Source organism: Pseudomonas neuropathica, from assembly GCF_015461835.1.
Taxonomy (GTDB): Bacteria; Pseudomonadota; Gammaproteobacteria; order Pseudomonadales; family Pseudomonadaceae; genus Aquipseudomonas; species Aquipseudomonas neuropathica.
In genome coordinates, this window is the sequence record NZ_JACOPX010000007.1 from 146,429 (window position 1) to 159,296 (window position 12,868).

General features: G+C 58.0%; 11 protein-coding genes. 3 read left to right on the forward strand and 8 right to left on the reverse strand.

Going from position 1 to position 12,868, the window contains the following annotated elements:
* Positions 1-25: 25 nt before the first annotated feature.
* The 4 genes from H8F23_RS11855 to minC all read right to left on the reverse strand — a co-directional run bounded on the left by H8F23_RS11855 (position 26) and on the right by minC (position 2,725).
* On the reverse strand, positions 26-661 hold the full coding sequence (locus tag H8F23_RS11855) for an RluA family pseudouridine synthase (protein WP_007960625.1): 636 nt from the start codon (positions 659-661) through the stop codon (positions 26-28).
* Positions 662-751: 90 nt separating this feature from the next.
* Entirely contained in the window at positions 752-1,006 is a 255-nt protein-coding gene (gene minE, locus H8F23_RS11860; RefSeq protein WP_003223146.1) for a cell division topological specificity factor MinE, read from the reverse strand.
* Positions 1,006-1,818 (reverse strand): septum site-determining protein MinD, encoded by an 813-nt coding sequence (minD, locus tag H8F23_RS11865; protein ID WP_007913953.1) that lies wholly within the window; start codon positions 1,816-1,818, stop codon positions 1,006-1,008. The genes minE and minD overlap by 1 nt, the downstream gene beginning before the upstream one ends.
* A 169-nt stretch (positions 1,819-1,987) precedes the next feature.
* Positions 1,988-2,725 (reverse strand): septum site-determining protein MinC, encoded by a 738-nt coding sequence (gene minC / locus H8F23_RS11870; RefSeq protein WP_026000431.1) that lies wholly within the window; start codon positions 2,723-2,725, stop codon positions 1,988-1,990.
* A gap of 117 nt (positions 2,726-2,842) precedes the next feature.
* On the opposite strand from minC, the gene H8F23_RS11875 reads away from it, so the two are divergent.
* The 3 genes from H8F23_RS11875 to H8F23_RS11885 all read left to right on the forward strand — a co-directional run bounded on the left by H8F23_RS11875 (position 2,843) and on the right by H8F23_RS11885 (position 7,846).
* On the forward strand, positions 2,843-3,775 hold the full coding sequence (locus H8F23_RS11875) for a lipid A biosynthesis lauroyl acyltransferase (protein WP_093441635.1): 933 nt from the start codon (positions 2,843-2,845) through the stop codon (positions 3,773-3,775).
* 35 nt (positions 3,776-3,810) lie between these two features.
* Positions 3,811-4,980 carry a patatin-like phospholipase family protein gene (locus H8F23_RS11880; RefSeq protein ID WP_194934496.1) on the forward strand — a complete coding sequence of 390 codons (1,170 nt, stop codon included), beginning with the start codon at positions 3,811-3,813 and terminating at the stop codon, positions 4,978-4,980.
* 73 nt (positions 4,981-5,053) lie between these two features.
* Complete coding sequence (locus H8F23_RS11885; protein ID WP_194934497.1) at positions 5,054-7,846, forward strand: RHS repeat domain-containing protein; 2,793 nt, start codon at positions 5,054-5,056, stop codon at positions 7,844-7,846.
* 69 nt (positions 7,847-7,915) lie between these two features.
* On the opposite strand, the gene H8F23_RS11890 is transcribed toward H8F23_RS11885, so the two are convergent.
* The 4 genes from H8F23_RS11890 to H8F23_RS11905 form a co-directional block, all read right to left on the reverse strand.
* A complete protein-coding gene (locus H8F23_RS11890) occupies positions 7,916-8,701 on the reverse strand; it encodes an outer membrane protein OmpK (protein ID WP_007913962.1) in 786 nt (261 codons plus the stop codon).
* A 373-nt stretch (positions 8,702-9,074) separates the two neighbouring features.
* On the reverse strand, positions 9,075-9,860 hold the full coding sequence (locus H8F23_RS11895; protein WP_064118622.1) for an outer membrane protein OmpK: 786 nt from the start codon (positions 9,858-9,860) through the stop codon (positions 9,075-9,077).
* A gap of 159 nt (positions 9,861-10,019) precedes the next feature.
* A complete protein-coding gene (locus H8F23_RS11900; RefSeq protein ID WP_160056976.1) occupies positions 10,020-11,378 on the reverse strand; it encodes a nucleobase:cation symporter-2 family protein in 1,359 nt (452 codons plus the stop codon).
* 167 nt (positions 11,379-11,545) lie between these two features.
* A complete protein-coding gene (locus H8F23_RS11905) occupies positions 11,546-12,859 on the reverse strand; it encodes a urate hydroxylase PuuD (protein WP_194934498.1) in 1,314 nt (437 codons plus the stop codon).
* Positions 12,860-12,868: the final 9 nt, after the last annotated feature.

The following is a 12,868-nucleotide window of genomic DNA, read 5'->3' on the forward strand; positions in this document are numbered from 1 at the left end:
ACTCCTACAGGGGACGGTGATGTGGTCAGAACGGTGCAGGGCACTCGAAGCGCAGGCGTTCGCCGGTTTGCGGGTGGGTGAAGCTGAGCATGCTCGCGTGCAGGCACAGGCGCGGCCAGGCGGCCAGAGCCTGCTCGTGGGCGTAGAGGCCATCACCGAGCAGCGGATGCCCGATCGACAGCATGTGCACGCGCAACTGGTGCGAACGGCCCGTAATCGGCGTCAGCTCAACGCGACACCAGTCACCGCAACGCTCCAGCACACGCCAGAAGGTCAGCGCGTGTTTGCCGAATTCGTGGTCGACGACATGGCGCGGTTTGGTCGGCGGGTCGTAACGCAAGGGCAAATCGATGCTGCCACTGTCCAGTTCCGGCTGACCCCAGGCCAGTGCGGTGTAGGCCTTTTCAGTTTCGCGGTCATGAAACTGCCGCGACAGTTCGCGATGCGTATCGGCATCACGCGCCAGCAAAATGATGCCGGAGGTTTCCCAGTCCAGGCGATGGACGATGCGCGCTTCCGGGTAGCCGTTTTCCTGCAGGCGGGTAATCAGGCAATCCTTGTTGTCGTCGGCGCGACCGGGCACCGAGAGCAGCAACGTCGGTTTGTCGACCACCAGTACGGCGGCGTCCTGATGGATGATGCGGATGTTGGACAGCGGCATTAAAACAGCCTCGTAACAAATGCCAACGGCGGTTCAGGGCCATCCCGCATGGGGATGGCCCTGAACCGCCGTCGTACCTGCCGGATCGACTCAGCGATCAGGCAGGGTGATGTTGAGTTCCAGAATCGAGCAACTGCCCTGGCTTTCCAGTGCAACATGTACGTCGTCGTTGCCGATGTTGACGTACTTGCGGATCACGTCGACCAGTTCCTTCTGCAAGGCTGGCAAGTAATCCGGCGTGCTGCGCTGGCCGCGCTCATGCGCCACGATGATCTGTAGACGCTCTTTCGCTACCGAGGCGGTACTTGGCTTTTTGTTGGCACGAAAGAAGTCAAAAAGGTTCATTACCTACCTCCAAACAGGCGCTCGAAGAATCCCTTCTTCTCGACATCGAGGAAACGGTGGGCTTTTTCTTTGCCCAGCAAACGGTCGACGGTATCGCTGTAGGCCTGACCGGCATCGCTCTGGTCGTCGAGAATCACCGGGACGCCCTGGTTGGATGCCTTGAGCACCGCCTGGGATTCCGGGATCACGCCGAGCAGGGTGACCGAGAGGATTTCCTTGACGTCTTCAACGCCCAGCATTTCGCCCTTTTCAACACGCTCTGGATGGTAGCGAGTGATCAGCAAGTGTTCCTTGATCGGGTCTTCGCCACGTTCGGCGCGGCGCGATTTGCTGGCCAGCAGGCCGAGCATGCGGTCCGAATCTCGTACCGAGGACACTTCCGGGTTGGTCACGACGATCGCTTCATCAGCGAAGTACATGGCCAGGTGAGCACCTTTCTCGATGCCCGCCGGGGAGTCGCAGACGACGAACTCGAATTGTTCCTTGAGCTCCATCAGGACTTTTTCCACGCCTTCGACAGTCAGCGCGTCTTTGTCGCGGGTCTGACTGGCGGCCAGTACGTAGAGGTTTTCCAGGCGCTTGTCTTTGATCAGCGCTTGTTGCAGGTTGGCTTCGCCGTTGACCACATTGACGAAGTCATACACTACGCGGCGCTCGCAACCCATGATCAGGTCAAGGTTACGCAAGCCCACGTCGAAGTCGACGATCACTGTTTTGTGGCCGCGCAGAGCGAGGCCGGTACCGATAGCGGCGCTGGTGGTGGTCTTACCCACACCACCCTTGCCGGATGTAACCACGAGAATCTTGGCCAAGGTGTTTCACCCCTAAGGAAGAAGGACTTTTTAGCCCCTGAAAAACATCTCTTGAAAACTACTGCAGTCGGACAGCCTTGGCTGGAATTCGGCATTGAGCCTTTTTCCTACTTCGTTTGAGCCGTTTTCGCTACGTTTTAGAGATGCTTGGAAAATGCGGCAGTATCCGTTAAAGCCGAATGATGTTCAACACGTCGCCCGACAGGCTGACCTGTACGCCCGAGCCCCACATAGGGTCGCGACGCAAATCTTCGGAAACCTTGTAATGACCGGCGATGGAGATCAGTTCAGCGCTCAATTGCTGACAGAAAATCCGTGCCTTGGTGTCACCCTTCACGCCGGCCAGCGCCCGACCGCGCATCGGGCCGTATACATGGATGTTGCCATCGGCGAGAAGTTCCGCCCCCGGACTGACCGAGGACACCACGACCAAATCGCCACCCTGGGCATATATCTGTTGGCCACCACGTACTGGCGTGGTGATGACGCGGGTCGGTTTGACCGTTGGCTCCGGCGGTTTTTCCGGCTTCTTTTTGACTTCGGCTTCGGGTGTTTCCAGCGGTCGTTCACGGGCGCCCGACGGCGGCAACACCGGAATGTCGATGGCGATGGCGGCGGCGATGTCTTCGATGCGGCTGGCGCGAATCGCCAGGGTGCGCAGGCCATGTTGACGGCACACGCGCATCAGGCCTGGCAGATCGACGGCGCCTTCGCTTGGCGGCAGTTTGTCCAGCGCCAGAACCAGCGGCGCGTTGCTGAAGAAGTTCGGCGCCTGGGCAACTTTGGCGGCCAATTGCCGATCGAGGCTTTCGAGGTCGTTACGGGCCAGTTCCAGCACAGTAATGGCCAGCATGCTGCCCTTGAGCTGGAATACGGGATCTTGGTCTAACGGTTCGGTTTGGCTCATGTCGGCATACAACGGCTTGTCACTAAAAGTGCCGAGACTTATAACGAGAACGCCCGCAGGCCGCAAGCCGGGTCGAACGATGTAGAATGCGCGGCCACTGCATTTACGGAAGCTTTAATGGATCGCCCGCGTTTTCGAACAGCCTTTTTATCGCCACGCTTCTGGCCGCTCTGGTGCGGTCTGGGGCTTTTGTGGCTGATCGTCCAGTTGCCGTATCCGGTCTTGCTGACCATCGGTCGAGTTTTGGGCGCGCTGATGTATCGCGTGGCCGGCGACCGGCGGCGCATCGCCAAGCGCAATCTTGAACTGTGTTTCCCGGAAAAATCCGCCGCTGAGCGCAAACGCCTGCTCAAGGAAAATTTCGCCTCCACCGGTATCGCCTTTTTTGAAATGGCCATGAGCTGGTGGTGGTCGCGCGAGCGTCTGGCCAAGCTGGCCCACGTTGAAGGTCTGGAGCATTTGCAAAAGGCCCAGCGTGAAGGCAAAGGCGTGATTCTGATGGCCGCGCATTTCACCACGCTGGAAATCGGCGCGGCATTGCTCGGTCAGCAGCACACGATTGATGGCATGTACCGCGAACACAAAAACCCGCTGTTCGACTTCGTCCAGCGTCGCGGTCGCGAACGGCACAACCTCGACTCGCTGGCGGTGGAGCGTGACGACGTGCGCGGCATGCTCAAACTGCTGCGCTCCGGTCGCGCGATCTGGTATGCGCCGGATCAGGACTATGGCGCCAAGCAGAGTATCTTCGTGCCGCTGTTCGGCATTCAGGCGGCGACTGTGACAGCGACGACGAAATTTGCGCGTCTGGGCAAGGCGCTGGTCGTGCCGTTCACCCAGGAGCGTCTCGCCGACGGCAGCGGTTATCGGTTGGTGATTCATCCGCCGCTGGAAGATTTCCCCGGCGAAACCGAAGAAGCCGACTGCATCCGCATCAATCAGTGGGTCGAGAGCGCTTTGCGTGCCTGCCCCGAACAGTATCTGTGGGCGCATCGACGCTTCAAGAGCCGGCCACCGGGCGAGCCGAAGCTGTACGCCAAACGCGGTTGATTTCCCCATCCTTTTGAGCACCATGGAGTGTTGCGATGAGCCCATCTGAACCGGTCACAGGTTTGATTCTTTCCGGCGGCGGGGCTCGGGCGGCGTATCAGGTGGGGGTGCTGGCGGCGATTGCCGAATTGCTGCCGTTGGGCGCCGACAATCCGTTTCCGGTGATCGTTGGCACCTCGGCCGGGGCGATCAACGCCGTCAGCCTCGCCAGTGGCGCTACAGACTTTCGCGCCGCCATCGAGCGTCTCACCTTGTTCTGGCAAGGCTTTCGCAGCCATCGCGTGCTGCGCAGTGACTGGCCCGGGGTTATCCGTCAGGCCAGCCGCTTTGTCAGTCACAGCCTGCTCGGCCTCGGTCGGCAATTGCCGGTGGCGCTGCTCAACAGTTCGCCGCTGCGCGAACTGCTCAATGAAAAACTGCACATGCCTGGCATCGCCGAATCGATTGCGCGCAAGCAATTGCATGCGGTGGCGGTGACGGCGTTCGGCTACGAATCCGGGCAAGCGGTGACGTTCTATCAGGGCGGCGGCAAGATCGATGCGTGGTTACGCCATCGTCGCATTGGCGTGCCGACGGAACTGACGGTGGAGCACCTGCTTGCCAGTTCGGCGATCCCGTTGCTGTTCGCGCCGGTCAAACTCGGCGATGAATATTTTGGCGACGGCGCGGTGCGGCAATCCGCACCGATCAGCCCGGCACTGCACCTGGGCGCGAGCCGAGTGCTGGTGGTCGGTGTCAGTGGCAACCCGCGCGGGTTTGATCCGCAGCAGCCGCTGGAACGCGCTTATACGGGGCAACAGCCGACGCTGGCGCAGATTGGCGGGCACATGCTCAACAGCACGTTCATTGACAGTCTCGAGAGCGACATCGAGTTGCTGCAGCGTCTCAACCAGTTCAGCCACTTGATGCCTGCCGGCACACCGACCCGCGAGCTCGGTGTGGCGCCGGTGGAGGTGCTGGTGATTTCGCCGAGTCAGCCGATCGATGAGATCGCGGCGCGGCATCGCCAGGAATTGCCGGCGGCGTTGCGTCTGTTTCTGCGTGGGCCGGGGGCGACCAAGACCAGTGGGGCTGGGGTGTTGAGTTATCTGCTGTTCGAGGCGGGGTATTGCAGCGAGTTGATTGATCTGGGGCGGCGCGATGCGTTGGCCAAGCGCGAGGAGTTGTGCCGGTTTCTCGGGGTCTCGATACCTGAAGTCGCTTGACCTGTCAGGTTTGACAGTAGACGTGTGTGCGTTTACCTCTATAAGTTGAAGCCCTTGCCCAGAGGGTTTGCCAATGACGACCGCACAATGGACTGATGCTCACACACCGTCACTGTCGGTAGTGGATTCGCGCGGTTTTGCTGTGCGCAATATTGGCTATTGCCGGAGTCCGTTGAATCCGGCCGTTGAGGCTCGGATTACGCAAAATCGATTTGATGCGGTCGGTAGGCTTGCGGCTTGTTGGGACCCGCGATTGCGGGAAGCAGCGCCGAAACCGAACCTTGAAAACACCTTTGATTTGCAAGGCCGGCCTCTGCTGATTGATAGCGTCGACGCTGGCTGGCAGTTGAGCTTGTTGAATGAGACAGGTGAGACGCGTTCATTCTGGGATGGTCGTGGTAGCCAGCGGCATACTCAATACGATGAGCTTCAGCGTCCGACAATTGTCTCGGAACATCTGATGCACGAGTCACCTAAGGTTTGCGACCGATTTATCTATGGCAGTGCGGTTGGCGAGTTTGCCGATCACAACCAATGCGGTCAGCTCATCCGACACGACCATCCTGCCGGCAGTCGCGGCCTCGACGAGTACGGTGTGACGGGTTTGCCGTTGTCAGAGCAGACGCGTTTTCTGCGCGATCTGCAGGAGCCTGACTGGCTTGACGAAAGTACTCACGCTAACCTGGAAGATGAGGTTTTTGAGACTGCGCACCGCTACAGTCCGTTGGGGGAGCTGCACAGTCAGACCGACGCCAAGGGCAACATCAGACTTTTCAATTACAACAGGGCGGGTCAGTTGAGTGACACCCGACTCAAGCTTGCCGATTCTGGCGACGTACCAAGTTTGCTGGTCAGCGAAATCCACTACGACGCGCTAGGCAACAACGTTAGCGAACGAGCAGGCAACAGCCTCTTGAACACGGCTCGCTTCGCTGCTGACGATGGGCGTTTGCTGCAATTGCAATCCAGCGATGCTAATGGCCAAACGCTGCAGGATTTTAATTATGAATACGATCCTGTCGGCAACGTCACCGTAATCGAAGACAAGGCTCAACTCACCCGGCACTTCAACCAGGAGCGTATCGATCCGCTTTGCCGATATACCTATGACAGCCTTTATCAACTGATCAAAGCGATCGGCAGTGAAGTCAGCCAACCGAGCTACGGCCCGGCGCTGCCGATCTGGCAAACCATGCCGCTGGACCCCAATCAGTTACGCAACTACACGCAAATCTTCAACTACGACGCCGCCGGCAATCTTCAAACACGACATCACTCTGGTGCGGAAACCTTCGAGATGTTCACTTCGTTGCACAGCAATCGCAGCGTTGCAGAAGAAAGCAATCTGACTGGCGGCTTTGATGCAAACGGCAACCAGTTGGAGCTTTCACGCGGCCAGCAAATGACGTGGGACGTTCGCAACCAGTTAAGCAGCGTGACGATGGTCAGTCGTGTCGACGGTCCGGATGACACTGAAAGTTATCGCTACGAACGCCCGGGTCAGCGCTTGCGCAAAGTCCGATCGACGCAATCCGCTCGTCGCACGCTGCGCTCTGAAGTTCGCTATCTGCCGGGGCTGGAAGTCCATCATGACATGGCCACTGGAGAGGAACGGCACGTCGTAAGTGTTGAAGCTGGACGATGCAAGGTTCGTGCATTGCACTGGGTAACCCGGTCGCCTCGGGATACTGGTAGCGACCAGTTGAGGTTTAGTCTGAGCGACCATTTGAACTCGAGCACTCTGGACCTGGATGAGCGGGGTGCGTTGCTGAGTCGGGAGGTCTATTACGCTTATGGCGGAACGGCTATATGGGCGGGCACTAGTGAGATCAAGGCCAAATACAAAACGGTGCGTTATTCGGGGAAGGAGCGTGATGCGACTGGACTTGTTTATTACGGTTATCGGTATTACGCGCCTTGGTTACAGCGATGGCTAAGTGCTGATCCTGCGGGTGATGTAGACGGTTTGAATTTTTTTATTTTTTGTGGGAATGGACCGGTATCAAAGGTTGACCATCAAGGATTGCAGTGGAGCGAATCAAGGTTTCGATCGAGGTATGGCCCGATAACTTATCTCGATGAGCAAGAGGGTAGTGCCGGAGAAAGAATAGTTGAAACTGTACAAGGTGGGCTGAATGCCGCAATTGCCGCTGTTGGTGTTGTGGAGTCTGCACTTGGGGCTGAGGGTGGGGGGGGGATTGATCCTTTGGCGGCGTACTATGTTGATAACACTTTTGGGCCGCAGGCAGATCGTTCCACGTTAGTTGACACACTGGGAAAAATGAAGGAAATGCTGACGTTTTACTCCTTGCTCCCGGGGAATGTTCTTTTTGTTACTCGACCTTATGTCAAACGTGCGACGGGTGAGGGACGTGATGCCGAGAGGCTTTATGCCGGCGTTCGTATTGTTCCCAAAGATCCCATGGAGCGTATGGTGATCACTGAAGATGAACTGAATAGCGAGGGCACACTTGATATTGCTTTTATTCACGCTGCGGCAATAGGTCTTGGCGCTCACGAAGTGATGCCCTACACGAGGGGGTATCCGATGATTGCACCGGATGCCACTGCCTATTTCGGAGAAGACCTGATAAGTGGCGAGTTTGATGGTGTGATTGTTTCTCGTGCCATTGATCGCCTTCGACTACCAGACATTAAATACTTTTTTGGATCAAAGGGTTTGTCTGGTCTGGAGGGTAAACTCAAGGAAGACCCAAGCATAAGAGCCAGCATTCTGATGCAGGACGCGGGAGTATTAACTTTCTTCGTTAAAACTTTATCTGTCGCCCTCGGTGTTTCACCACCGCCACCGTACCCGCGAGAACTGAGAGAAGCAAAGGCGCAAAGCTATCCGTCAAAGGGATGATCTTAAGGTTGGACGGTGCAGGCAGGAGTTTCACTGTTGTCGTGATAAACCTGCCTGCAGCGATATCAATCAGAAGTGGAACTTCACCAGGAAGCTCGTGGTGCTCTGATTGGTCTTGAACGCGCCGGTATCGTCGATGCCGTACTTGTCTTTCCAGTAGTCGTATTCCACACCGACATACAACTGCTTCTCGCCGAAACTCAACGCCTTGCCCAAGTCGTATTTGACCTGCGGGTTGAAGTGCAGGTTGGCGTGGTAATCGCCTTTGGAGTTGGAGTCGTTGTCGGTGACCCAGTCCATGAAGCCGTCGATCAGGATGTCCGACTTGCCGACCGGGATGGTGTAGGACCAGACCGGAGTGATCTGCCAGACATTGTCACCGGCGCGAGCACCTTGGGTGTGGCGCTGGTAGAAGTTCAACTGGAAGTAGTCGAAGCCCGGGATCGCCAGGTCGAAGCCTGGACCGATCAGGTACGACTCGGTGTCGCCTTCGCCGAACTCGTAAGTCATCGCCACCAGGACGTCTTTGATCGGGCCGAACTCGATCTTCTGGTCGAGCACTTTGCCCAGCGAGATGCGCGGGCTGAACTCGCCGTAGTAGGTGTTCGGACCGTTGCTGAAGTCCTTGCCACCGTTGTAGAAGATCTTGTCGAGGAAGAAGAAGTTGTCCCCGTACTTCCACGCATCGGCGTGCTCGAAGGTGACGGTCTGCTGGATGCGCGGGTTGACCTGGAAGTCCTTGCCATAGAGGTAGGTCAGGCTGTTGTTCTGCCACTGCAGCAGGCCTTCGGCCATGGCCTGGCCGCCGGCCAACATCGATCCCGCGAGCATCAGGCTGGTGCACATACGTTTCATTCGGTTGCTCCCAAAGTAGGTGTTCCACGTTATTTTTTTAAGATCGGCGCTCTGGTGTGGCGCCTTTTTTCGTTGCTGCAAAAACTCATCCGATCGGTCAGCTTCGTTGCTGTTAGCAAGAGCTGAGCCAAGGCTTTCGAAAAGCAAAAAAACACCCGCTCGGCTGCTGAAAAACAGTCGATTGAGTGTGTTTTCGGGATGCCTCGGTACTGACCGGGGCCGGGATATGTTGGCTTTTCGGTCAGGAATTAAATCCGGGCTTTTTTTTAGACCGAATTCAGGAGGCCGCGGAGAATACTGACTCCTCGGCCAGCTCTCAAGTGCCCCGCAACAGAGCACCGACGACAGGTATGGGGCACGGTTGCGGGCCATCTTAGAAATGCACCTTTACCAGCAGGCTGGCGGTGTTCTGATTGGTGTCGAAGTTGTGCGTGTTTTCGACGCCATATTTATTTTTCCAATAGCTGTATTCGGTGCCGACATACAGTTGCTTCTGGCTCCAGCCCAAAGCTTTGCCCAGGTCATATTTGATCTGCGGATTGATGTGCAGGTTGGCGTGGTAGGTGCCGCGTGAGTTCTCATCGTTGTCGACTACCCAATCGAGGTAGCCGTCGATCAGCACATCGGAATTGCCCAGGGGAAAGCTGTAGGACCAGCCGGGGGTGATCTGCCAGACGCCATCGCCGGGACGCGGGCCTTCGGTCTGGCGGCGGAAGATGTTCAGGGTGACGTAGTTGAAGCCGGGCACTTTGAGGTCGAAGCCTGGGCCAATCAGGTAGGCCTCGCTGTCGCCTTCGCCATATTCGTATGTCATAGCCAGCAGGACGTCTTTGATCGGGCCGAACTCGAGCTTCTGGTCGAAGATCTTGCCGAACGAGAAGCGCGGGGTGAATTCACCGTAGAAGGCGTGCGGGCCTTTGTTCGCGTCTTCCTTGCCGTTGTAGAAGATCTTGTCGACGAACAGGAAGTTGTCGCCGTACTTCCATTTGTCGGCGTGCTCGAAGGTCAGCGTCTGCTGGATCGATGGGTTGATTGCGAAATTCTTGCCGTACAGATAGCTCAGGCTGTTGGTCTGCCACAGCAGTAAATCGCCGGCCATGGCCTGACTCGCGGCCAGCAGGCCGCCACTCAACAGAACGTTGGTTTGCGTGCGAATCATCTGTTGCTCCCTCTTGTTTTTATTGTTTGAGGCGCAGAGCTGTTGACCCTTGTAGGAGTGAGCCTGCTCGCGATAGCGGAATGAAATTCAACACATCTGTTGACTGAAAAAACGCTATCGCGAGCAGGCTCACTCCTACAGGGGGATATCGGTGTTGCTTTAGTGCTGGTGCGCGTGGCAGTCGTTGATCGCTGCGCGCTCTTTGCCGCCGAGAATGTTGAACAGCAGGTTCAGCGTCAGCGCGCTGAGCGTGGCCATGGCGATACCGCTGTGGGTAATCGGGCTCATCCACAGCGGCAGATGCGCGAAGAACTCCGGACGCACCACCGGGATCAGGCCCATGCCGATGCTCACCGCGACCAGCAACTGGTTGCGCCGGTCACCGATGTCGGCTTCCTGGAGAATCTTGATCCCGGTCGCGGCGACCATGCCGAACATCGCAATCGCTGCGCCGCCCAAAACCGCTGGGGGAATAGAGGCAACAAGGAATGCCGCTTTCGGCAACAGGCTCAACACGATCAGCAAGCCACCGGCAACGATGGTCACCGAGCGGCAACGTACACCGGTCATCTGCACCAAACCGATGTTCTGCGCGAACGAGGAGTGGGTAAACGTGTTGAAGAAACCAGCGACAAACGAGGCGCCGGCATCACACAGCAAGCCGCGACGCAGCATGCGTGGGCAGACTTCCTGGCCGGTGATCTTACCCAGCGCGAGGAACATCCCGGTGGATTCTACGAAGATGATCACGACCACCAGACACATCGACAGGATCGGTGCGAGTTCGAATTTCGGCATGCCGAAATGCAGTGGAGTGACGAACTGAACCCATGGCGCGTTGGCCATGCCGCTCAGGTCGACCATGCCGATCGCGCCGCACAGCAGGTAGCCGAAGCACATGCCGATCAGGACGGAAATGTTGACCCAGAAACCGCGCATGAAGCGGTGAATCAACAGAATGGTGCCCAACACCAGAGCGGCGATGGCCAGATAAATCGGTGAGCCGAATTGCGCAGCAGCGGCGCCGCCACCGGCCCAGTTCACGGCCACGGGGAACAGCGACAAACCGATCGAGGTGATGACCGTGCCGGTCACCAGCGGCGGGAAAAAGCGCACGACCTTGGACATGAACGGCGCGATCAGCATGCCGAAGAAACCGGCAGCGATCGTCGCACCGAAGATGCCTTGCAGACCGATACCGGGCATGCCGGCCATGGCGACCATGCTGCCGACTGCAGCAAAACTGGCGCCCATCATCACCGGCATGCGAATGCCCATCGGGCCTATGCCCATGGATTGCACGATGGTGGCGATACCGGCGACCAGCAGGTCGGCGTTGATCAGGAAGGCAATTTCTTCACGACTCAGGCCAGCGGCCTGTCCAATGATCAGCGGCACCGCGATGGCACCACCGTACATCAGCAGAACATGTTGCAAACCGACCAGGATCAGTTGCAAAAGGGGCAATCGCTGAATGGCGGGTGCGTCGGGGATGCGCGCTTTGGACAGCTCGGACATGCAACACCTCGGATCTTTTTATTCTTGTGATTGAACAGCTGCCGGGTTGCTCACAGCTGTTTCTTTGCATCAGGTAAAACCGCGTTAAGGCGATTCGCGAGCAGGCTCGCTCCCACAGGAAATGCGCGATCTCTGTGGGAGCGAGCTTGCTCGCGAAGCTTTGTTGCTTAGTTGGTCTGTGCTCCCTGGGCGATCCATGCACCGATCAGGTCACGTTCCTGCTGGGTCATCTGCGTGATGTTGCCCAGTGGCATGATCTGCGTGGTGATGGCTTGCGCCTGGATGCGTGCCGCGTTCTGACGGATCTGCTCTGGGGTGTCGAACATCACACCGGCAGGCGCCGCACTGAACAGCGGGCTGGTTGGTTTGGCCGAATGGCAAACCGCGCAACGTTCCTGAATCACGTTGTGCACTTTGTCGAAGGCCGGACCTGCGTTGGAGGCTTGCGCCGGTGCTGCTGCAGGGGCTGCGGGTGCAGCAGGCGCCGCCGCTTCAGCCGGTTTCGCGCCACCGCCCAGTGCCGTTTCCGGCAGCGGTTGGTACTCGATTTTCGCGGGTGCCTTGGCCACTTCCGGTGCGGTCGACATCGGCGTTGGGCCGGTGACGTAGGCCAGGGTGATCATGCCCACCGCTGCAACCGGCAGAGTCCAGGCAAACTTGTGGCTGTCGTGACGGGTGTTGAAGTAGTGACGCACCAACACCGCCAACACCGCGATCCCGGCCAGGATCAACCAGTTGTACTGGCTGCCATAGGTGCTCGGGAAGTGGTTGCTGATCATGATGAACAGCACCGGCAGGGTGAAGTAGTTGTTGTGACGCGAACGCAGCAAGCCTTTGGCTGGCAGCGCCGGATCCGGCGTGCGGTTCTCGGCAATTGCGGCAACCAGTGCACGCTGTGCCGGCATGATGATGCGGAACACGTTACCGACCATGATGGTGCCGATGATCGCGCCGACGTGCAGGTACGCACCACGACCGCTGAACACTTTGCTGAAGCCATACGCTGCGCCGATGATCAGCACGAACAGAATGAAGCCGAGCAGAGCAGGGCGTTTGCCCAGTGCCGAGTCGCACAGGAAGGAGTAGATGAACCAGCCGAGGAACAGCGAGCCGATACCGATGGCCACGCCTTCAGGGCCGCTCAGTGTGCTGCCCGGAGCCAGCAGGTAGAGCGTTGGATTGGAGTAGAACACCACGCACAGCAGCGCGATACCCGACATCCAGGTGAAGTAGGCTTCCCATTTGAACCAGTGCAGGTTCTCCGGCATCGCCGGCGGGGCCAGTTTGTATTTTTCCAGGTGATAGATACCGCCACCGTGGATCGCCCACAGGTCACCGGCCAGACCGGTTTTCGGGTTGACGCGGTTGAGGTTGTTCTCCAGCCAGACAAAGTAGAACGACGCGCCGATCCAGGCCACGCCAGTAATCATGTGAACCCAGCGCACGCTCAGGTTCAGCCATTCCAACAGATGTGCTTCCACAGTCTTTAC